Annotated in this window: 17 protein-coding genes; 6 read left to right on the forward strand and 11 right to left on the reverse strand. The window is 70.0% G+C overall.

The features are described 5' to 3' along the window. The first annotated feature begins 195 nt into the window (after positions 1-195). The gene (serS, locus tag STSP_RS08265) at positions 196-1,473 is read left to right on the forward strand and encodes a serine--tRNA ligase (RefSeq protein WP_067274070.1); all 1,278 of its coding nucleotides are present in this window, start codon (positions 196-198) and stop codon (positions 1,471-1,473) included. Beyond that, positions 1,470-2,297 carry an HAD family hydrolase gene (locus STSP_RS08270; protein WP_067274072.1) on the forward strand — a complete coding sequence of 276 codons (828 nt, stop codon included), beginning with the start codon at positions 1,470-1,472 and terminating at the stop codon, positions 2,295-2,297. Before serS ends, STSP_RS08270 begins: the two co-directional genes overlap by 4 nt. A 468-nt stretch (positions 2,298-2,765) precedes the next feature. Here STSP_RS08270 and STSP_RS40040 read toward each other — a convergent pair whose 3' ends face one another. From STSP_RS40040 to STSP_RS08290, 5 genes are all read right to left on the reverse strand, one after another. Beyond that, the gene (locus STSP_RS40040) at positions 2,766-3,032 is read right to left on the reverse strand and encodes an SGM_3592 family protein (protein WP_078066983.1); all 267 of its coding nucleotides are present in this window, start codon (positions 3,030-3,032) and stop codon (positions 2,766-2,768) included. 109 nt (positions 3,033-3,141) lie between these two features. After that, complete coding sequence (locus STSP_RS08275; protein WP_067274075.1) at positions 3,142-3,861, reverse strand: ABC transporter permease; 720 nt, start codon at positions 3,859-3,861, stop codon at positions 3,142-3,144. A gap of 10 nt (positions 3,862-3,871) precedes the next feature. Beyond that, a complete protein-coding gene (locus STSP_RS08280) occupies positions 3,872-4,783 on the reverse strand; it encodes an ABC transporter ATP-binding protein (protein WP_067274077.1) in 912 nt (303 codons plus the stop codon). Next, entirely contained in the window at positions 4,780-5,685 is a 906-nt protein-coding gene (locus tag STSP_RS08285) for an ABC transporter permease (protein ID WP_067274079.1), read from the reverse strand. Before STSP_RS08285 ends, STSP_RS08280 begins: the two co-directional genes overlap by 4 nt. After that, the gene (locus STSP_RS08290; RefSeq protein WP_067274082.1) at positions 5,675-6,682 is read right to left on the reverse strand and encodes an ABC transporter ATP-binding protein; all 1,008 of its coding nucleotides are present in this window, start codon (positions 6,680-6,682) and stop codon (positions 5,675-5,677) included. The genes STSP_RS08285 and STSP_RS08290 overlap by 11 nt, the downstream gene beginning before the upstream one ends. Before the next feature lie 528 nt (positions 6,683-7,210). Between STSP_RS08290 and STSP_RS08295 the strand changes: the two genes are divergently transcribed. The 3 genes from STSP_RS08295 to STSP_RS08305 all read left to right on the forward strand — a co-directional run bounded on the left by STSP_RS08295 (position 7,211) and on the right by STSP_RS08305 (position 9,854). Further along, entirely contained in the window at positions 7,211-7,759 is a 549-nt protein-coding gene (locus tag STSP_RS08295; protein ID WP_067274147.1) for an RNA 2'-phosphotransferase, read from the forward strand. 162 nt (positions 7,760-7,921) lie between these two features. Then, the gene (locus STSP_RS08300) at positions 7,922-8,827 is read left to right on the forward strand and encodes an LLM class flavin-dependent oxidoreductase (protein WP_078066984.1); all 906 of its coding nucleotides are present in this window, start codon (positions 7,922-7,924) and stop codon (positions 8,825-8,827) included. 160 nt (positions 8,828-8,987) lie between these two features. After that, positions 8,988-9,854 (forward strand): HAD-IIB family hydrolase, encoded by an 867-nt coding sequence (locus STSP_RS08305; RefSeq protein ID WP_067274087.1) that lies wholly within the window; start codon positions 8,988-8,990, stop codon positions 9,852-9,854. Between the two features lie 83 nt (positions 9,855-9,937). Here STSP_RS08305 and STSP_RS08310 read toward each other — a convergent pair whose 3' ends face one another. The 6 genes from STSP_RS08310 to hisC form a co-directional block, all read right to left on the reverse strand. Further along, entirely contained in the window at positions 9,938-11,029 is a 1,092-nt protein-coding gene (locus STSP_RS08310) for a M23 family metallopeptidase (RefSeq protein ID WP_067274149.1), read from the reverse strand. 145 nt (positions 11,030-11,174) lie between these two features. Next, the gene (locus tag STSP_RS08315; protein WP_078066985.1) at positions 11,175-12,941 is read right to left on the reverse strand and encodes a sensor histidine kinase; all 1,767 of its coding nucleotides are present in this window, start codon (positions 12,939-12,941) and stop codon (positions 11,175-11,177) included. Positions 12,942-13,036: 95 nt separating this feature from the next. After that, positions 13,037-16,588: a thiol reductant ABC exporter subunit CydD gene (gene cydD / locus STSP_RS08320; RefSeq protein WP_067274091.1), complete on the reverse strand. Its 3,552-nt coding sequence runs from the start codon at positions 16,586-16,588 to the stop codon at positions 13,037-13,039. Positions 16,589-16,622: 34 nt separating this feature from the next. Then, positions 16,623-17,624, reverse strand: a complete 1,002-nt coding sequence (gene cydB, locus STSP_RS08325) for a cytochrome d ubiquinol oxidase subunit II (RefSeq protein WP_067274093.1) — start codon at positions 17,622-17,624, stop codon at positions 16,623-16,625. Positions 17,625-17,645: 21 nt separating this feature from the next. After that, positions 17,646-19,151 (reverse strand): cytochrome ubiquinol oxidase subunit I, encoded by a 1,506-nt coding sequence (locus STSP_RS08330; protein WP_067274097.1) that lies wholly within the window; start codon positions 19,149-19,151, stop codon positions 17,646-17,648. A gap of 554 nt (positions 19,152-19,705) precedes the next feature. Next, positions 19,706-20,785, reverse strand: a complete 1,080-nt coding sequence (gene hisC / locus STSP_RS08335; protein ID WP_067274098.1) for a histidinol-phosphate transaminase — start codon at positions 20,783-20,785, stop codon at positions 19,706-19,708. 425 nt (positions 20,786-21,210) lie between these two features. Between hisC and STSP_RS08340 the strand changes: the two genes are divergently transcribed. Next, positions 21,211-21,550: LacI family DNA-binding transcriptional regulator (locus STSP_RS08340; protein WP_157902794.1), on the forward strand; the 340-nt coding region annotated here is incomplete at its 3' end.

Here is a 21,550-nt window from a genome sequence, read left to right on the forward strand (position 1 = left end):
CGAGTCAAGACACCGCATCGCATCTGCCCCGATTCAGGGAATCGCGCCCCGTTTATTGACGGTACGCTGCGATGTCGCTTCCCCGGCGCACATCCACCCGGGCCCGCACGAATTCCCATTCCGGCATATCGCTCAAAACACACATACCCAGATATCGGTTCGTGAGCGGGAAGCGCGCACCGGTAGCCTTGCTGTGTGATTGACCTTCGCCTGCTTCGTGAGGACCCCGACCGTGTTCGCGCCTCCCAGCGCGCCCGTGGAGAGGACGTCGAGCTCGTCGACGCCCTGCTCTCCGCCGACGAGCGGCGCAGGTCGTCCGGCGTCCGCTTCGACGAGCTGCGCTCCGAGCAGAAGTCGCTCGGCAAGCTCATCCCCAAGGCCTCCGGCGACGAGAAGCAGGAGCTGCTGAAGAAGGCGGGCGAGCTCGCCGCCGCGGTCAAGGCAGCCGACGCAGAACGGGATCAGGCCGCCGCGGAGACCCAGGAGCTGCTGCTCAAGCTGGGCAACCTCGTGCACCCCGACGTGCCCGTAGGCGGCGAGGAGGACTTCAAGGTCCTGGAGAAGCACGGCACGATCCGTGATTTCACGGCCGAGGGCTTCGAGCCCAAGGACCACCTGGAGCTCGGCACGACGCTCGGCGCCATCGACGTGGAGCGCGGCGCCAAGGTGTCCGGCTCCCGCTTCTACTTCCTCACCGGTGTCGGCGCGCTGCTCGAGCTCGCCCTGGTGAACGCCGCGATCGCCCAGGCCACTGCGGCCGGCTTCACGCCGATGCTCACTCCGGCGCTGGTCCGCCCGCAGTCGATGGCCGGCACCGGCTTCCTCGGCCAGGCGGCGCAGGACGTCTACCACCTGGACGACGACGACCTCTACCTGGTCGGCACGTCCGAGGTGCCGCTCGCCGCGTACCACATGGACGAGATCATCGACGCCGACCGGCTGCCCCTGCGGTACGCGGGCTTCTCGCCGTGCTTCCGCCGCGAGGCCGGCTCGCACGGCAAGGACACCCGCGGCATCTTCCGTGTCCACCAGTTCGACAAGGTCGAGATGTTCTCGTACGTCGCACCGGAGGACTCTGAGGCCGAGCACCAGCGTCTCCTCGAGTGGGAGAAGCAGTGGCTGACCTCGCTGGAGCTGCCGTTCCGCGTGATCGACGTGGCCACGGGCGACCTGGGCTCCTCGGCCGCCCGCAAGTTCGACTGCGAGGCGTGGATCCCGACCCAGGGCAAGTACCGCGAGCTGACGTCGACCTCGGACTGCACGGAGTTCCAGTCCCGCCGCCTGCAGATCCGTGTCCGCGACGGCAAGCAGGTCCGCCCGCTCGCGACGCTCAACGGCACGCTGTGCGCCGTACCGCGCACGATCGTGGCGATCCTGGAGAACCACCAGCAGGCCGACGGCTCCGTGCGGGTGCCGGAGGTGCTGCGTCCGTATCTCGGAGGACGTGAGCTTCTGGAGCCGGTCGCCAAGTGAGCGATTCCGCTGCTCCCTCCGCCGCCCCCTTTCCCTACAAGCTGGTCGCCACCGATCTCGACGGAACGTTGCTGCGTTCCGACGAGACGGTGTCGGCACGCACGCGTGAGGCGCTCACCGCGGTCACCGCGGCGGGCGCCGCCCACATCGTCGTCACCGGCCGGGCGGTGCCCTGGACCCGGCACATCCTCGACGACCTCGGCTACGAGGGACTCGCGGTGTGCGGCCAGGGCGCGCAGGTCTACCACGCGGGCGAGCACCGTCTGCTCACCTCCGTGACCCTGGACCGCCGGGTCGCCGGCCTGGCGCTGGCGAAGATCGAGGCGGAGGTCGGCCCGCTGGCGCTGGCCGCGAGCCGCGACGGCATCGACGGCCAGGTGCTGGTGGGCCCCGGCTACCAAACGCACGACGGCCCGCTGCCGTACGTCCCCTTCACCGACATCTCCGACGTCTGGTCGCAACCGCTGAACAAGCTGTACATCCAGCACCCGGGGCTCACCGACGACGAGCTCGCCTCGGTGGCTCTGCGGACCGCGGGCGATCTGGTGGGCGTGACGATGGCCGGCGAAGGCATCGTCGAACTGCTCCCCCTCGGCCTCACGAAGGCGACCGGCCTCTCCTTGGCCGCCCGCCGGCTCGGCGCCCACCCCGCGGAGACGATCGCCTTCGGCGACATGCCCAACGACATCCCGATGTTCGCCTGGGCCTCCTACGGCGTAGCCATGGCCAACGCCCACCAGGAACTGAAGGCAGTAGCAGACGAACAAACAACATCAAACGAAACAGACGGCATCGCGGTGGTCCTGGAACGCCTGCTGACGTAGCTGGCGGCTAAGCCGCGCCCTGCCGCTACCGCTCCCGCTGTGGGCAGGCGTTCCGCAGGGCTGGAGGCACCTCCCAGCGGTAGCTGGGGGGGAGGGTGGGCACAGCCCCACGACGTGCGCCCACCCGACGCACAACGTCCACCAGGACAACAGAACCCGCCGAATCACAGCGAAGCGCCTGGGTGGGCGGCCCGCGCGAAGCGATTCGCGCGCTCGAAGCGGCCGCCCCGGGCAACTCCCACGCGGCGGCTCCACGGAGTGCAGTGACTACTCCGGAGCCTGCCGCGGGCTGCCCTGCCGGGAGCTCGACGGACCACTGATGGACACCGTCGCGCTCCTCTCCCAGAAGATGGCGCCGATGGCGGCGCGTGGACAGAACTACTGTGCCCACACGGGAAGTCGGCCGCCACCCATTTATTTCCGAGATCGAGACCGAGTCCGAGAAGAAGTCCGAGCCCGACCGACCGCCTACCCCCTGCGCCACCTGCGCCGCCGCGCCCGGCTCCAGAACCACCCCGCCGGAGGCTCGTCGCTACGCCAGGGCTCCGGCTCCGGAGGCTGCTTGCGCCACCGGGCGGCGAGCATACGGGCGCGTGCCGAGGGCTCGGACGCCTCTGCGGATCGTATGAACCCCTCGTCGAGTACGACGTCGTCCCAGGCCCCACCCGGCGTACCCTCAGCCCCACCCGGCGTACCCTCATCGGCCCCCCGCTCGGGCCTCGGTTCCGATGCCATCGTGGCTCCTTCCTGCATGGCGGAAGCGCTCGCCTCCCACCCAGTGTCCGGATGGGAGGGTGAAAGCGCCGTCAAGATCGCAGAACCGGCACGCACGCGTGCCGCCGCGTCACTCCTCTCCGGCCAGCGTCAGCGTCCGCAGCTTCTGCCCCGCGTACCAGGTGGCGGCCACCGTGACGCCCGCCAGCAAAACCGTCGCGAGCGGCAGCCCGACGTCCGAGGTGACAAGGTCCGAGCCGGCGACCTTCTGGGCCACCGCGAGCGACCACTGCTGGATGCTGAGCGTGCGCGCCCCGGGCACCAGCGACCCGAACAGGGCCTCCCAGACGAGGGCGTACACGAGTCCGAAGACCACCGCGTGCCGGGTGACCGTGCCGAGGAGCAGGAAGACCGCGGCGTACGCGATGGACGCGATCAGCGCCGCGACGGTGTAGGCGACGGCGATCTGCTGGCCGTTGCCGTTGAGGATCAGCCCGGCGACGAAGGTGGGGATCGCGGAGAAGACCATCGTCACGGCGACGGCGACGATCAGCTTGGTGAAGATGATCGTGGGCCGCTTGACCGGCTTGGCGAGCAGATACACCACCGAGCCGTCGTCGATCTCCGGTCCGATCGCCCCGGTGCCGGCGATGACGCCGATGATCGGCACCATCGTGGCGAGCGCGAACCCGCCGAGTACGTTCGATGCGATCTGGTCGTCGGCGCCGGTGAGGGCGCGTACCGCACCTGCGATCACGAGCAGCAGGGCGGGCAGCGCGAAGAGGATGAGGGCCCGGCGGCGGCCGAGCAGGGCCCGGTAGGTGAGCCGGGCGACTGTGGGGTCGTACATCTTCGGCCTCCTACGCCGCGACCAGATACGAGAAGACGGACTCGAGGGACTCGTCGGACGGCGAGACCGTGAACAGCCGGATGCCGTGGTCCCTGGCCACCCGCGGCAGCAGCGCGGTGAACCGGCCGAAGTCGACGGCCTGGATGTGCAACGCGCCTTCCGTGACGTCCACTTCGATGCCCGCCGTCGACGGATCGGCGATCAGCGCGGCAGCGAGGGCGCGGTCGTCGCTGGAGCGCACGAGATAGCGGTGCGGGCGGTCGGTCATCAGCCGGCGGATCTTGCGGAAGTCGCCGCTCGCCGCGTGCCGTCCGGCGACGATCACCTCGATGTGGGAGGCGAGTTGCTCGACCTCCTCGAGGATGTGCGACGAGAAGAGGACGGTGCGGCCCTCGTCGCCCATGCGCCGCAGCAGGTCCATCAGCTGCATGCGCTGGCGCGGGTCCATGCCGTTGAAGGGCTCGTCGAGCAACAGCACGGACGGCTCGTGGACCAGCGCGGACGCCATTTTGACGCGCTGCCGCATGCCCTTGCTGTACGTGGAGATCTTGCGGTCCTGTGCGTACTCCATCTCGACCGTGGCGAGGGCCCGTTGGGCGGCACGTTCGTTCAGGCCGTGCAACTCGGCGTTGGCGACGACGAATTCGCGGCCCGTGAGGAAGTCGTACATGGCTTCGCGCTCGGGGACGATGCCGATGTGCCGGTAGATCTGCTCGTTGCGCCAGATCGGGCGGCCGTCGAGGGTGACGGAGCCGGTGGAGGGGGACAGGAAGCCGCCCATCATGTTGATCAGGGTGGACTTGCCGGCGCCGTTGGGGCCGAGGAGTCCGGTGACGCCGGGGCCGACGGTCATGGTGATGTCGTTGACGGCCACCACGTTGCCGAACCAGCGCGAGACGTGGTCGATGTCGATCGTGGTCACAGTCCGACCTTTCGGTAGCGGCGCATCAGGATGCCGTAGCTTCCGGCGATGAGTCCCAGGACGACGAGCAGGTAGACGACGCCCGCGCCGGTCGAGGGTCCTTCCCCTCCGGGGAAGGAGGACGTGGCGCCCAGGAAGGCCGTCTGCACGCCGTCGATGAGTGTGATCGGCGAGAAGAGGCCGAGCCAGCCCACCGCGCCGTCGCTGCCCTGCATGTGCGCGATGGCCTGGAGGGTGGAGACCGCGCCGTACGAGATCGTCAGGACGGCGATCACGGCGGCGATGCCGAAGCCGCGGCGGGGTGTGACCGCCGAGATGACGAGACCGATTCCGGCGAAGAGCAGCGAGAGCAGCGCCACCGAGACCAACCCCTGCAGAAAGCCCTCCGTCTGGTCCGAGAAGTCAAGTTTGGCCAGCAGCGCCCCGATGTAGAGCACGAGCAGCGGCGCCGCCGTGAGGACGAACATGGCGGAGGCCATCGCCCCGTACTTCGCGAGGACGTAGTCGCCGCGCTCGATGGGCCGTGAGAAGTACAGGGGGACCGTCTTGAAGCGCAGGTCCCGCGAGACGGACTGCGGGCCCTGCGATGCGATGTAGAGGCCGATGACGGCCTGCATCACGATCGCGTAGCGGGTGTAGTCCATCGGCAGGTCTTTCAGCTTGGTCGCGACCGTGACCGCGACCATGATCGCCGCCGGGGCACACATCACCCCGAAGAGCAGCATCGGCAGCACCTTGGACTTGGCCGAGCGGCCGAGTCCGTACGCGCCGCGCAGGGACTGCGAGAAGAGGGAACGGCGGGCGTACGCACGGCCCAGTCGGGGGCCGTCGTAGGTGCGGTAGCCGATGTTGTGGATCCGCGTCTGCTCACCGGCGCCCGCGAGGGGCTGCTCAACCGCCATGGTGGACCGCCTCCTTCCGCTCACTGTCCGTGCCCTGGTGCCGACGGTCCGTTCCCTCGCGCTGCTGCGTCTGGTCCGGCCGGAACACCTCCGCGATGTGGTGCCTGCGCTGTTCCATGCGGACAAGTCCCAGGCCGAGGTCGGCGACGAGGTCGCGCACGAGGTCGTACGTCTCCTCGCCTTCCGCCGTGAGCAGCAGCGTGTGCCCGGCGCCCGGCAGGCCGCCGCCCGCGTCTGTGGTCACCCCGCGCGCGTGCAGCGCGTCGCGCAACGCGCGTGTGCCGTCCGGGTGTTCGTCGGTGTCGGTGACCTCGACCGCGAGGGTCGTCGTGGTCTGCGTGAAGTCCGTGGTGGAGCTGGAGCGCAGCAGCTTGCCGCCGTCGATGACCACGACATGGTCGCAGGTGCGCTCCAACTCGCCCAGCAGGTGCGAGGTGACGAGGACCGAGATGCCGAAGTCGGTGTGGACGCGCCGGATCAGGCCGAGCATGTCGTCACGGCCGACCGGGTCGAGGCCGTTGGTCGGCTCGTCCAGGAAAACCAACTGCGGGTCGTGCACGAGCGCTTGGGCGAGCTTGACGCGCTGCTTCATACCGGTCGAGTAGCCGCCGATGGGGCGGTAGCGCTCCTCGTACAGACCGACGTGGCGCAGCGTGTCCGCCGTGCGTTCGCGGGCGGCTGTGGGCGGCAGCCCGGACATGCGCGCCATGTGGACGACGAATTCGGTGGCCGAGACGTCGGGCGGCAGGCAGTCGTGCTCGGGCATGTAGCCAACGCGCTCACGGATGGCGGCGCCCTCGGTCGCCACGTCGAGCCCGAGCACGTCGGCGCGGCCCTCGGTGGCGGGGGAAAGACCCAACAGGATCTTGATCAGTGTGGACTTGCCGGCCCCGTTGGCTCCGACGAGTCCGGTCACACCGGGCCCGATGTCCACGGAGAGCCGGTCAAGCGCGGTCACCCTCGGGAACCGCTTGCTCAGGCTTTCGGTCGAGATCACAGTCACGTTTCGAAACTAGTGGCGAGGGCAACGGCGGTCGTCAGACCAGGGGGTTGTCCGTGGTCAGACTTCGGTAGTACGGGCCCGTAGGGGTCACCCTCAGGTCTTGCATGGGCGAGTTGGGGAATGAGTTGGGCATATCTACGCATACTGCGCATAGTTCACATTCGGGGACCTGCAGGTCAAAGTTCGGAGCGTCTGGCAGCGCGCCTAGCGAACTATCCGTGTTCGCTGACTAGTTGACCAACGGCCCTGACTCTTCGCCTGATTCACTTGAACGCCCATCACCATCGGCCGAACTTCCCGCCGAACAGACTGCACCGATAGGAATATTAGGCACGTATGTGGACAAGTTTGCGAAGCAGTCAGGTTAGTTGATCAACGTTCCTGATTCCTCCCGCTAGTTGTCCACAGAACCGTCAATTCTCCCTGTGGAAAACGCAGTTGCTTGTGGATCAAACATCCGACCCGGAAAGAGTGAGTCAAAACCGAGTGCGCGCCGGCCCGGCCGACGGGCACGCTGGCCGGATGGACCAGAGACGCACCGTGAAGGTGTCGAAGTACCTGGCGAAGCATCTGCGTCATCAGCCGGAGAGGATCGGCCTCACCCTGGACGAGGGCGGCTGGGTGGAGATCGACACGCTGATCGCCGCGGCCGCCGCGCACGGCTTTCGCTTCACGCGGGAGGAGCTCGACCATGTGGTCGCCGTCAACGACAAACGACGGTTCGCGATCGAGGGCAGCCGGATCCGCGCCAGCCAGGGACACTCCGTGGACGTCGACCTGGGGCTGCCCCCGGCAACCCCGCCCACGTATCTCTTCCACGGCACCGTGGCCCGTAATCTGTCCGCGATCCGCGCCGAGGGACTGCGGCCGATGGCCCGCCACGACGTGCACCTCTCCGCCGACCGCGAGACCGCGACGCGGGTCGGTGCCCGGCGCGGCCGCCCCGTCGTGCTGTCTGTCGACGCCGGGACCATGCACCGCGCGGGACACGTGTTCCGCGTCAGCGCCAACGGCGTATGGCTCACGGCGGAGGTACCCCCGGAGTACCTGCGGTTTCCGGACCAGCACTGACGGCACCGGCCTCCTGCTCGAAGGAGGCCCTGGCGGCTCCGGCACATTCCCGTCAGCGCACACGCACACGGTCCCGGCAGCGCTCACGAACGCGATCCGAACAGCGCTCCCGCACACGGTCCCGGCAGCGCTCACGCTCCGCCGCCGCTTAGGCTCGGAGGCATGAGTCTGCGTCTGAGCACAGTGATCCTCCCGTACCGCCGCTGGCACGAGGGTGCCCGCGCGACGTGGCAGCAGGCCGAGGAGCTGGGCTTCCACGCGGCGTACACCTACGACCACCTCTCCTGGCGCACCTTCCGGGACGGGCCGTGGTTCGGGGCGGTGCCGACGCTGACCGCGGCCGCGGCCGTCACCGAGCGGCTGCGCCTGGGCACGCTCGTCACCTCGCCCAACTTCCGGCACCCTGTGACGCTCGCCAAGGACCTGATCTCGCTCGACGACGTGTCGAACGGCCGGATCACGCTGGGCATCGGCGCGGGCGGCACGGGCTTCGACGCCACCGCGCTGGGCCAGGACCCATGGTCGCCGCGCGAGCGGGCGGACCGTTTCGCCGAGTTCGTCCAGCTGCTCGACACGCTGCTCACCGAGGACGGTACAGAGGGGGTGTCGTACAAGGGGGATTTCTACTCCGCCTTCGAGGCGCGCAACATCCCGGGCTGCGTCCAGCGCCGCCGGCTGCCTTTCGCGGTGGCCGCCACCGGGCCCCGCGGTCTGAAGCTGGCCGCACTCCACGGCCAGGCATGGGTGACGACGGGAGACCCGAAGCTGTTCGAGACGGGCACCCCCGAGCAGTCACTGCAAGCCATCCGCGGCCAGGTGGAGAAGCTGGGCGCGGCCTGCGAGACGCTGGGCCGCGATGTCGCGGAACTCGACAAGATCCTGCTCACCGGGTTCACCCCGGACCGTCCGCTGGACTCCTTCGACGCCTTCGTGGACTTCGCGGGCAACCACGCGGCGCTCGGCTTCAACGAGATCGTGGTCCACTGGCCGATCCCCGAGTCGGACTTCGCAGCGGACGAGAAGATCTTCGAGCGGATCGCCACGGAGGCCGTCCAGCAGCTCGGCTGACGAGCCTGGACTGACGGGCCTGGACTGACGGGCCTCGACTGACGAGCCCCGGCTGACAGACCTCGACTGACGGGCCCGGCGGCCTGCTCAGCGGGCGAGAAGTACTCAGATGTGCGCCCCACCGCACGGCCGTGCTGGCATATGCGCGACACTGGGGGGCGTGACCTCAGCTTCCGCACGGCCCCGGACCCCGGCCTTCTCCGTACCGCCTCGGCTGATCGCCACAGACCTCGACGGCACCCTGCTGCGCGACGACAAGTCCGTCTCCGAGCGCACCATCGCCGCTCTCGCCGCCGCCGAGGCCGCCGGGATCGAGGTCTTCTTCGTCACCGGCCGCCCCGCACGCTGGATGGACGTCGTCAGCGACCACGTCCATGGGCACGGCCTCGCCATCTGCGGCAACGGCGCGGCGGTGGTCGATCTGCACGGTGACGCGGGCGGCCACCGCTTCGTCAAGATCCGGGCGCTCGAGCCGGCGAGCGCCCTCGACGTGGTGCACACGCTGCGCGCCGCCGCGCCCGGCACCTCGTTCGCGGTCGAGCGGACCGGCGGGCTGCACCACGAACCGACGTATCCGCCCCTGCAGCTCGACCCCGGCGAGAGCGTCGCACCCGCCGAGAAGCTCCTGGCCGAGGACTCCGACGTGGCGGACCAGCCCGTGCTGAAGCTGCTCGCGCACCACCCGACGCTCGTCCCGGACGAGTTCCTGACGCTGGCCCGTGCGCACGCGGCCGACAAGGCGGCGATCACCCGCTCCAGCCCGAGCGCCCTGCTGGAGATCAGCGGACCCGGAGTCTCCAAGGCGAGCACGCTGGCCCTGTGCTGCGCCGAGCGCGGCATCACACCGCAGGAGGTCGTCGCCTTCGGGGACATGCCGAACGACGTGGAGATGCTCACCTGGGCAGGCACCTCGTACGCCATGGGGAACGCCCATCCCGACGTGCTCGCCGTCGCGTCCGGCCACACGGTCGCCAACAACGAGGACGGCGTGGCGATCGTCATCGAGGAGATCCTGGCCGGGCTGTAGGGGTCCGGCAGCAGGGGCAGGTTGCACGGGCTGAAGCTGCAGAGGCTACGAGCAGCTGGACGGCAACTGCACGGCAACGGTCGTCACGGCCGGAGCCGCACCCCGCGCTCCTTGAGCCACCGCGTCGGATCCACCGCCGAACCCCATTTCGGCGTGAGCCGCACCTCGAAGTGGAGGTGCGGCCCCGTGGAGTTCCCGGTCGTCCCCGACTGCCCCACCCACTGCCCGGCCCGCACCCGCTGCCCCTTGGTGACGGTGACGGCGGCGAGGTGGGCGTACTGCGTGTAGTAGCCGCCGGAGTGCTCCAGCACGACCTCGACGCCGAAGGCGCCGCCGCACGAGACGCTCACCACACGGCCCGCGCCCGCCGCACGCACCGGAGTGCCGATGGGCACGGCGAAGTCCTGCCCGGTGTGGCGGTGCGCCCAGTGCTGCCCGACGCTGTCGAAACCGGCGGAGAGCCTGTACGACTTCACCGGCGCGACCCACGCGCGCGTGGTGCGCGTTTTCGGCTGCTTCAGCCGGACGGGCTTGCTGCACTTGCCCGTCGCCACCGACCGGTCGGCCTCGCCCTGCAGCTTCCACAGCGCCCGTTCGAGCTTCGCCGCGATGTCCCGCCTCAACTGCGCCAGCTCTCCGTTCCGTTCCGCAAGGGAGTGCCAGGCCGCGGCGGCCTTCCTCTCGTCGGCCGACAGCCGCGCCTCGGCCCTGCGGCTCTTCGAGACCGCGTTGTCGACGGCGAGATCGGCCTGCCATACCGCCTGCTGGCCGCGGATCAGGTCCTCCGGGCTGTCCGCGAGCAGCAGCTGAGCGGTCCGCGGCAGCCCCCCGCCACTGCGGTACTGGGCGCGGGCGATCCGGCCGAGATCGCCGCGTAGGGCGGCGATCTCCCGCCGTTCCCTGGCGAGCAGCCCCTCGAGCCTCCGGGCCCTGGCCTCCTGCTCCTTCGCCGCGCGCCGGGTCGTCTCGTACTGCTGGGCGGCCGCCGATGCGTCCTCGTACAGCTGTGCCACCTCGGCGCCGGCACTCAGAACGCCCGGGTCGCCCGGGCCGAACCGGCCACCAGGGTCGGGCGAAGCGGCAGCCGGCCCGGCTACGAGGGCACCGGCTGCGAGGGCGAGCAGTGCACACAGCAGCACCGGCACACGGTGGGGGCGGCGGTGAAAGAGGCGCATGAACATGAGTCGGATCGTTGTCCGTATATAACGGGACATACCGGTGCAACGCGTGCACGAGGGGGGAGCGATAACCCGTACGGACGAGACCCGTACCGCCGATCAGGCCCTTTGCGGCCCCATTCGGCCCGCCAGGAGCTGCGGCTCAGCAGGCGGCCTGCCACACCACCGTCGTGCCGCCCCCGTCCTCGCCGATGCCCGGCCCGTGCCAGCTGTCCCCGCCCAGCGACTCCGCCCGCCGCTTCAGGTTCCTCAGACCGCTGCGGCGGCCGCCCTCCGGGATGCCGACGCCGTCGTCCGAGACGGTCAGTCGTACGCCCTGCCGCCCGTCCGGGAGGGTCACGCCGGCGTCGACGACGACCTCGATACGAGAGGCCCCTGAGTGCCGGAACGCATTGGAGAGCGCCTCGCGCAGCGCCGCGACGAGGTTCTTGCCGGTCATCTCCCCGACCACTGCGTCGACAGGGCCGAGGAAGCGGTACGAGGGCGTGAAACCGAGCGGCACGGCCGCCATGTTGATCTCGCGCACCACGCGTGTGCGCAGGCTCGAGGGCGCCTCGGCCGGGCCCTGCTGCAGCGCGAAGATCGCGGTGCGGATCTCCTGGATCGTGACGTCCAGTTCGTCGACCGCCTTGCTGACGCCGTCCTGCACCTCGGGCACGACGGACCTGCGCTGGGCGCTCTCCAGCATCATCCCGGTGGCGAACAGGCGCTGGATGACGAGGTCGTGCAGATCGCGGGCGATCCGGTCGCGGTCCTCGTACACCGCGAGCCGCTCCCGGTCGCGCTGCGCCTCCGCCATCATCAGCGCGAGGGCGGCCTGCGAGGCGAACTGAGTGGCCAGGGTCCGCTCGGTCTCGGTGAACGGCCGCGCGCCACGCGCGCGTGGCGTGACGAGACCGCCCAGAATCCGGCCGCCGCTCTGCAGCGGCAGCATCATCATGGGCCCGTAGTCGCGGGACAGATCGGTGATCAGACGCGGGTCGGTGGCCGCGTCGTCCACGAACACCGCCTTACCGTCCAGGAGTTCGGCGACGGCTCGGCTCTCCGGCGGGACGACCGCCCCCAGGAGGCTCGATGCATGCTCCGAGGACACGGCGACGATCTCGAGTCCGCCGTCGTCCGCGGGCAGCGACATGATCCCGGCCGCCGAACCGGAGAGCCGGCGCGCCTGTTCCGCGACGATCTGCAGCGCGTCCTCGGCATCGCCGCCCGACAGCAGTGCGGTGGTCACGGCGACCGAGCCGTCGATCCAGCGCTCGCGCTGCTTGGCCGCGTCGTAAAGCCGGGCGTTGCCGATGGCGATGCCCGCCTCGGTGGCGAGCACGCGGACCATGTCGCGGTCGTGGACGCTGAACTCGCGCCCGCCCCGCTTCTCGGCCAGGTAGAGGTTGCCGAAGATCTTCTCCTGGACGCGGACGGGAACGCCGAGGAAGGACCGCATCGGCGGATGGTGGGGCGGGAAGCCGCAGGAGCGCGGATCGGCCGTGAGATCCGCCAGCAGCACCGGCTCCGGCTGGTGGATGAGCGCCCCGAGCAGACCTCGCTGCCCGTCGGGCAGCCGGCCGATGAGCGAGGCCGTGCTCTCGTCGACGCCGTAGTAGACGAAGTCCGAAAGCCCGTTGCCGTCCTCGGCGACGACCCCGAGAGCGGCGTAGCGGGCGTCCGCCAGCTCGGCGGCGGTCTCGCAGATGCGGTCCAGCGTCGTGTGCAGCTCCAGTCCGGTGCCGACGGACCGCATCGCCTCGAGGAGCTGCGGCAGCCGCGCGGTCAGCTCGGCGGGCAGCCCCTGCAGGCTCCGGGTCGCCGGGGCGACGGTCTCGCTGGGCCCCGCGGCTGCTGCCGCGCCGGAGGCCACCGGCTGCCCGCCGTGGGGGTCGGGTCCTGGACCTGGGGTGGCTGCTGCTGCCATGCCAAGAGCGTAATTAGTACTTTTTGAGGCGGAAAGTCGGGCGGCCGTACGGGACAGACCGCCGCACGGCAAAGCGGTCGGGTCGGCGGTCGGCCTTACGCGACCGCCTCCGCGGCCAGCCCCTCCGTCGCGGCCTCCCGCTCGCGCATCCGGCGCAGCGGTCCGTCCACCGCAGCCAGTGCCGCGTACTCGCCTCGCTGCACCGGGTGCCCCTCCTCCAGCACGATCACCTCGTCCACCGCCTCCAGTCCGGCCAGCCGGTGCGTGATCAGCAGCGTCGTCCTGCCCTCCGTCGCGGCGAGGAGATCGGCGGTGAGCGCGTCGGCCGTCGGCAGGTCGAGGTGTTCGGCGGGCTCGTCCAGTACGAGGACGGGGAAGTCGGCGAGCAGCGCACGGGCGAGCGCGAGCCCCTGCCGCTGCCCCCCGGACAGCCGGGCCCCGTGCTCGCCGACGAGCGTGTCGAGGCCCTCGGGCAGTGCGTCGGCCCAGTCGAGCAGCCGGGCCCGTGCGAGGGCCTCGCGCAGCTCGGCCTCGGTCGCGTCCTTGCGGGCCAGCAGCAGGTTCTCCCGTACGGAGCTGTCGAAGACATGCGCGTCCTGCGCGCACAGCCCGACGAAGCGGCGCACGGTGTCGCCGTCCAGGGCGCGGGCGTCCGTTCCGCCGAGCGTGTACGTCCCCTCACGCGCGTCCAGGAACCGCAGCAGGACCTGCGCCAGCGTCGTCTTGCCGGATCCGGACGGCCCGACCACGGCGATCCTGCGCCCCCGCTCCAGGGTCAGGTCGACGCCCGCGAGCGCGTCGCGGTGCTGACCGGCGTAACGGGCGCTCAGCCCGGTGACCCGCAGCGGGAAGGGCGTCACGGGCGCCTCCCGCGGCTGCTCAGGCTCCTGCACGGCCACGGGGGCGTCCAGCACCTCGTGCACCCGTTCGGCGCTCTTCTTCACCCGCTGCCGGTACTGCACGGCCAGCGGGAGTCCCAGTACGGCCTCGAACGCGGCCAGCGGCGTGAGCACGACGACCGCGAGCGCCACCCCGCTGAGCCGGCCCTCGTGGACGGCCTGGATACTGGCCAGGGCAGCGGCCGCCACGGTCAGCCCGGACGTCAGCGCGGAGAGGCCGTTGCCGAGTGCGGTGGCGGTGGCGGCGCGGGAGGCGATCCGGGTCAGCGCGGCGTCGGCCTGCTTCACGTCGGCGGTACGGGCGGGGAGCGCACCGGCGACGGTCAGTTCAGCCGTCCCGGTGAGCAGGTCGGTCACCCGGGTCGCGAGGACGCCGCGTGCGGGGGCTAGCCTGCGCTCCGCGCGCCGCGCGACGGCGCCGCTCACCAGGGGTACGCCCACCCCGGCCACCAGCAGGCCGAGAGCGAGGGCGGCCCCGGCCTCGGGCAGCAGCCATGCGGTGAAGCCGACGGAGAGTGCGCTGACGACGAGCGCCGCGCCGACCGGCAGCAGCCACCGCAGCCAGTAGTCCTGCAGCGCGTCCACGTCGGCGACCAGCCGGGAGAGCAGGTCGCCACGGCGCGTGGTGCGCAGCCCTCCGGGCGCGAGCCGCTCGAGACGGCGGTAGACCGCGACCCGGGTGTCGGCCAGCATCCGCAGCACGGCGTCGTGCGACACGAGACGCTCGGCGTACCGGAAGACGGCCCGCCCGATGCCGAACGCGCGCGTGGCGGTCACCGCGACCATCAGATACATCACCGGTGGCTGCTGCGACGCCCGCGAGATCAGCCACCCGGAGGTGGCCATGAGCCCGACGGCACTGCCGAGGGCGAGGCTGCCGAGCAGCAGGGCGAGCGCGAGCCGCCCGCGCCGGGCACCGGCGAGGGCACGCACGCGTGCCAGCGCCCGGCCGCGGCGGTCTGCGGCCCCTTCTGCCTCCGTCTCCTTGGCCGGCCCGTCCGCGTCCGCGTGAGCGCCCACCGCGGCGAGCCCGGCGGAGCCGCCCCGGTCCCTCAGATCCGTACGAGAGAGCGGCCGCGCGCCGGAAGCCTCCGCAAGGCGCACCCCGTCCTCGCTTTCCGCCGCCTCCAGTCGCACGACCCGATCGGCGACCGCAAGCAGCGCGGGCCGGTGGACGACCAGCAGCACCGTCCGCCCGACCGCCAACCGCCGTACCGCGTCCACCACGTCGGCCTCGGTCGCCCCGTCCAGCGAAGCGGTCGGCTCATCGAGGAGCAGGACCGGCCGGTCGGCCAGGAACGCGCGGGCCAGCGCAAGCCGCTGCCGCTGTCCTGCCGACAGCCCGGCACCGTCCTCGCCGAGCATCGTCTCCACGCCCTCCGGCAGCGCGGCCACGAAGTCGTACGCCCCCGCATCGCGCAGGGCGCGCAGCACCGCCTCGTCGTCGGCGTCGGGCCGCGCCAGCCGTACGTTCTTGGCGATCGACGCGGCGTACAGGTGCGGACGCTGCGGCACCCACGCGACCCGCTCGTGCCATGCCTCCCGCGACACCTCGGAGAGCTCCGCGCCGCCGAGGCGCACCCGCCCCTCGCTCGGCTCCACGAACCCCAGCAACACGTTCAACAGCGTCGACTTGCCCACGCCGCTCGGCCCGACGAGCGCCACGGTCTCCCCCGGGGCGACCGAGAAGGAGGCATCGGTGACCGCCGCCGACGACCGGCCCGGGTAGCGGACCGTCACCTGCTCGAAGCTGATCGGCCCATCCGGCACGACTCCCGTCCCGGTGGCCGGCACCGGCGTCTCCAGGACGTCGAAGATCTCCTCGGCGGCAGCCAGCCCTTCCGCGGCCGCGTGGTACTGCGCGCCCCCCTGCCGTACCGGGAGATACGCCTCGGGAGCGAGCACCAGGATCACCAGGCCGATGTACAGATCCATCTCGCCGTGTACGAGGCGCATGCCGATGGTCACCGCCACCAGCGCCACAGAGATCGTCGCGAGCAACTCCAGCGCGAAGGACGACAGGAAGGCAATCCGCAGCGTCCGCATCGTCGCCCGCCGGTACTCGCCCGTGATGCGCCGGATCGACTCGGCCTGCGCCTTGGCCCGACCGAACACCTTCAGCGTCGGCAGTCCGGCGACGACATCAAGGAAGTGCCCCGAAAGCCGGGACAGCAGCCTCCACTGACGGTCCATATGGGACTGCGTGGCCCAGCCGATGAGCACCATGAAGACCGGTATCAGCGGCAGCGTGCCGACGATGATCGCCGCAGAGACCCAGTCCTCGGTCACGATGCGCGCGAGCACCGCCACCGGCACCACCACGGCGAGGCCCAACTGCGGCAGATAGCGCGAGAAGTAGTCGTCGAGCGCATCCACGCCCCGCGTGGCGAGCGCGACCAGGGACCCGGTGCGCTGCCCGCTGAGCCACCCCGGGCCGAGCGCGGCCGCCCGCTCCAGCAACCGCCCCCGCAGCTCCGACTTGACCGCCGCACTCGCCCGGTGCGCGGCCAGCTCGGTGAGCCAGCCGACGACCCCGCGCCCCACCGCCACCGCCGCCAGCAGCAGCAGCGGCGTCCGCAGATCGGCGGCGCCCAGGCCGCGCTGGAAGGCCCCGACCACCACCTCGGCGATCAGCATCGCCTGGGCGACGACCAACCCGGCTCCGACGGCTCCGAGGAGCACGACGGCGACGAGGAAGAGGCGAGTGGCCCGGGCGTACCGGAGCAGGCGCGGGTCGATCGGTTTCACGTGAAACACACCCTCCTGGTGGCAGTCCGGGCGGTCAGTGCGCGTCCGCGATGTGTTGCGTACCGATCCGCTTCCGGAACACCCAGTAGGTCCAGCCCTGGTAGAGCATCACCAGCGGCGTCGCGATCGCCGCGCACCAGGTCATGATCTTCAAGGTGTACGGAGCCGAGGATGCGTTTGTGACCGTGAGGCTCCAGTCCGCGTTGAGCGAGGACGGCATGACGTTGGGGAACAGGGCCAGGAACAGCATCGCGACAGCCGCGACGATCGCGACGCCCGACAGCGCGAACGACCAGCCCTCACGTCCCGCCTTTACCGCGCCCAGGGCGCTGACCAGCGCGGCCACGGCCACCACCATCGCGACGAGGGTTTCGCCGTTGCCCCGGTCAGCCTGAGTCCAGAGCAGGAAGACGGCCACGAGAACGACCGTCACAAGACCGAGCCGCTGCGCCAGCTTCCCTGCCCGCTCCCGGATCTCCCCGACAGTCTTCAGCCCCGTGAACACCGCACCGTGGAAGGTGAACAGCGCCAGAGTCACCAGACCGCCCAGCAGCGCATACGGATTGAAGAGGTCCCAGAGGCTGCCGACGTACTCCGAGTCCGCATCGATCTTCATGCCGCGCACGATGTTGCCGAAGACGACACCCCAGAGCACTGCCAGGACGAGAGAGGTCCAGAAGATCGCGTTCTCCCAGTTGCGCTGCCACTGCTCCTCGTCCCGCTTGTGCCGGTACTCGAAGGCGACCCCGCGCACGATCAGGCAGACCAGGATGACGAGCACCGGCAGATAGAAGCCGGAGAGAAGCGTCGCGTACCACTCGGGGAAGGCGGCGAAGGTCGCGCCGACCGCCGAGATCAGCCACACCTCGTTGCCGTCCCAGACAGGCCCGATGGTGTTGATCAGCACCCGCTTCTCGGCCCGGTTCCGGGCCAGCAGCTTCGTCAGAATCCCCACCCCGAAGTCGAAGCCCTCGAGGAAGAAGTAGCCGATCCACAGGACGGCGATGAGTACGAACCAGACGTCGTGGAGTTCCATGCCTTCAGCGCTCCCTCGGCCTCAGTAGGAGAAGGCCATCGGCTTGTCGGCGTCACGGCTGTCGCCGCCGATCCTGGTGGGCGGGTTGAGGTCGGCCTCCGTGAGCTCGGGCGGTCCGGCCTTGACGTACTTGACGAGCAGCTTCACCTCGACCACGGCGAGCACCGCGTAGAGCGCGGTGAAGACGATCATCGAGGTGAGGACCTCGCCCTGCGACACACCGGGGGAGACGGCGTCCCGCGTCTGGAACAAGCCGTACACCACCCAGGGCTGGCGGCCCATCTCGGTGAAGATCCAGCCCCAGGCGTTGGCGATCAGCGGGAAGGCCAGCGTCCAGATCGCGATGCGCCAGTACCAGGTGGTGAGCTTCGGGCCGAGCGGCTCCCTGAACGGCACCAGATGCGGCACTTCGTCGTCGCCCACCCGCAGATGCTGAGGCAGCATGAACTTCTTACGGGTCAGCCAGAGCCCGACCAGCCCGATGGCGAACGACGCCATGCCGAAGCCGATCATCCACCGGAAGCTCCAGTAGGCGACGGGGATGTTGGGCCGGTAGTCGCCGGGTCCGTACTTCTCCTGTTCGGCCTTGTTGACGTCGTTGATGCCGGGGACGTGCGAGGTGAAGTCGCTCTTGGCCAGGAAGGACAGCAGTCCCGGGATCTCGATGGCGACCTTGTTGTGGCCCTCGTCCACGTCGCCGTACGCGAAGACGGAGAAGGGCGCCGGGCCCTCGCCGTCCCACAGCGCCTCGGCCGCGGCCATCTTCATCGGCTGCTGCTTGTACATGACCTTGCCGAGGAAGTCGCCGCTGACGGCGGTGAGCATTCCACCGATGACGACGGTGACCAGGCCGAGGCGCAGCGAGGTCTTCATCTCGGATATGTGCTTCTTGCGCACCAGATGGAAGGCCGCGATGCCGACCATGAAGGCGCCGCCCGTGAGGAAGGCCGCCGCGAACGAGTGGAACACCTGCGTGAGAGCCGTGTCCTGGGTCAGCACGGCCCAGAAGTCCGTCAGCTCGGCGCGCCCGGTGGCTTCGTTGATCTTGTATCCGATCGGGTGCTGCATCCAGGAGTTGGCCGCGAGGATGAAGTACGCCGAAAGGATCGTGCCGATCGAGACCATCCAGATGCAGGCGAGATGGATCTTCTTCGGCAGCTTGTCCCAGCCGAAGATCCACAGCCCGATGAAGGTGGACTCGAAGAAGAAGGCGATGAGGGCCTCGAAGGCGAGCGGGGCACCGAAGACGTCACCGACGAAGCGGGAGTAGTCGGACCAGTTCATGCCGAACTGGAACTCCTGCACGATGCCGGTCACGACACCCATGGCGATATTGATCAGGAAGAGCTTGCCCCAGAACTTCGTCGCCCTGAGGTACTTCTCCTTCTCCGTCCGCACCCACGCGGTCTGCAGACCGGCCGTGAGCGCCGCAAGAGAGATCGTCAGCGGGACGAAGAGAAAGTGGTAGACGGTGGTGATGCCGAACTGCCATCGCGCCAGAGTCTCCGGCGCCAGAGCGAGATCCACCTCGACTTCTCCTTACATGCCGTGGTGAGAGCGGCAGTACGACCCGCTTGATCACCCCATAACAGGAGCAATCACTCGGGCTTGTGAACGCGTTCACATTCACAAGCATTATGGCGTACAGTCACACGACCTCGTCAGGGGGGTGCCATTACTCGGAGAAACACCTTCCGACCTCGACAAACGGCCTGGAACTGCTTCCGACAACCCAGGCACCGGCAACCTGACGGCAGCAGCCAGCGGACCAAGCCCCCATACGCCGCCACGGGCGCACCCTGCAACGCGCCAGTGGCGGCGAGTCCGGCCACCGACCGGGAAGCCGCCCGCGTGCCGAAGGGGACGTGCCGGGATGTGCGCCCGCAGCGGCTGGCGCAAACTCGGGGCTCCCCGAACGACGTACGGCCAGGCGCCAGACCGAGGACGTACATCCCGGCGCGGCCCCGACCCGCCCACCGACAGGTGGCGCACCAGCCGACCTCGGCCGGCAGTCGCGCACGACCCCGCAAACCACCGACAGAAGGCGCCCCGCACACCCGCGGAGCGCCCGGCCCCAGCCCTCAGAGCCCCTTCCGGAACCCCTCCGCCGCATGCACAAAGATGTCGTTCGCCTCAGCCTCACCGACCGTGACCCGCACACCCTCACCCGGGAACGGCCGCACGACCACACCGGCCTGCTCGCACGCCGCCGCGAATTCCGCCGTACGCTCCCCGAGCCGCAGCCACACGAAGTTGGCCTGTGTCTCGGGCACCACCCAGCCCTGCGCCCGAAGCGCCTCGACAACCCGCTTGCGCTCGCACACGAGGGAGCCCACCCGCCCGAGCAGCTCGTCCTCGGCCCGCAGGCTCGCCACGGCCGCGTCCTGCGCGAGCTGGCTCACGCCGAAGGGAACCGCCGTCTTGCGCAACGCGGCCGCCACGGGCTCGTGCGCGATGGCGAAACCCACCCGCAGCCCGGCCAGGCCGTACGCCTTGGAGAACGTGCGCAGCACGCACACGTTGGGCCGCTCACGGTAGATCTCGACCCCGTCCGGCACCTCGGGGTCACGGATGAACTCGCGGTACGCCTCGTCTAGGACCACCAGCACATCGCTGGGCACCCGGTCGAGGAAACGCTCCAGCTCAGCTCGGCGCACCACCGTCCCGGTCGGGTTGTTCGGATTGCAGACGAAAATCAGCCGCGTCCGCTCGGTGACCGCGTCCGCCATCGCGTCGAGGTCGTGCACCTCGCCCTCGGTCAGCGGCACCTGCACCGACGTCGCACCGCTGATCTGCGTGATGATCGGGTACGCCTCGAAGGAGCGCCAGGCGTAGATCACCTCGTCGCCCGGGCCCGATGTGGCCTGCAGCAGCTGCTGCGCGACTCCGACCGAGCCGGTACCGGTGGCCAGATGCGACACGGGAACGCCGAAACGTTCGGCCAGCTCGTTCATCAGGCCCGTACAGGCCATGTCCGGATACCGGTTGAACGAACCGGCCGCCGCGATCGCCGTCTCCATCACGCCGGGCAGCGGCGGATAGGGGTTCTCGTTGGAGGACAGCTTGTACGCCACGGGCCCGCCGGCCGCGGCAGGCTTGCCCGGCTTGTAGGTCGGGATACCCTCCAGCTCGGCGCGCAGCCTCGGGCTAGTCTCGCTCACCGCAGTCCTCCTCGTCACACCCGGCGTTCGAATACTCCTCACCTTATGAGGATTCGGCTGCCCTGCGAATGGCAGGTGACAGGCCGCCCAGCAGGGCCCCCGGCGCACCGTTGCGTCCCCGGTCATCGGCGTGAGGACAGGGCACCGTCGGGCTCGCGAAAGAGCCGGGGGCGCTCGCTGCGCAGCACGCGCCGGGTGCTCGCGCCGTGGCGCGCATCCCCCGTCAAGGTGAGTTGAGACCGCATCGCAACATCTATCATTTAGCAGGTCTAACGGCGCCGACGCGTGACGTACTACAGTTGAATCGTTCACTCCCCTTGTATTCAAAGGCAATTGACCCGTCCGCGCCATGCAGAAACGTGCCTGTTGGAGGGCGCATATGCTCCCGCGCTACCCCAGTGAATGAGCCCTACTATCGGCTCGCCATGACAGCAGCAGGGAAACACCAGGTGAGCCGCGCGGAGACCCCCCGTCGAGGCAGCCGGACGAGCAGAGCAGGCATCAGGGATGTCGCTGCGGCCGCCGGTGTCTCCATCACGACCGTCTCCGATGCGCTGAACGGCAAGGGCCGGCTACCGGACGCCACACGGCGCCATGTCCGCGAGGTGGCCGACCGGCTGGGCTATCGCCCGTCCGCCGCGGCCCGGACCCTCCGTACCGGCAAGTCGGGCCTCATCGGCCTGACCGTCACGACCTACGGTGACGAGCCCTTCACCTTCACGGAGTTCGCGTACTTCGCGGAAATGGCGAGAGCCGCGACCTCCG

This window comes from Streptomyces jeddahensis (genome assembly GCF_001642995.1).
Taxonomy (GTDB): Bacteria; Actinomycetota; Actinomycetes; order Streptomycetales; family Streptomycetaceae; genus Streptomyces; species Streptomyces jeddahensis.

What these genes read in the sequence shown, in the direction of transcription:
- STSP_RS40040 (WP_078066983.1), bottom strand. Translation starts at nt 3,032, where the DNA reads ATGGCATCGGAACCGAGGCCCGAGCGGGGGGCCGATGAGGGTACGCCG.
- STSP_RS08275 (WP_067274075.1), bottom strand. Translation starts at nt 3,861, where the DNA reads ATGTACGACCCCACAGTCGCCCGGCTCACCTACCGGGCCCTGCTCGGC.
- STSP_RS08285 (WP_067274079.1), bottom strand. Translation starts at nt 5,685, where the DNA reads ATGGCGGTTGAGCAGCCCCTCGCGGGCGCCGGTGAGCAGACGCGGATC.
- STSP_RS08295 (WP_067274147.1), top strand. Translation starts at nt 7,211, where the DNA reads ATGGACCAGAGACGCACCGTGAAGGTGTCGAAGTACCTGGCGAAGCAT.
- STSP_RS08300 (WP_078066984.1), top strand. Translation starts at nt 7,922, where the DNA reads ATGAGTCTGCGTCTGAGCACAGTGATCCTCCCGTACCGCCGCTGGCAC.
- STSP_RS08310 (WP_067274149.1), bottom strand. Translation starts at nt 11,029, where the DNA reads ATGCGCCTCTTTCACCGCCGCCCCCACCGTGTGCCGGTGCTGCTGTGT.
- STSP_RS08315 (WP_078066985.1), bottom strand. Translation starts at nt 12,941, where the DNA reads ATGGCAGCAGCAGCCACCCCAGGTCCAGGACCCGACCCCCACGGCGGG.
- cydB (WP_067274093.1), bottom strand. Translation starts at nt 17,624, where the DNA reads ATGGAACTCCACGACGTCTGGTTCGTACTCATCGCCGTCCTGTGGATC.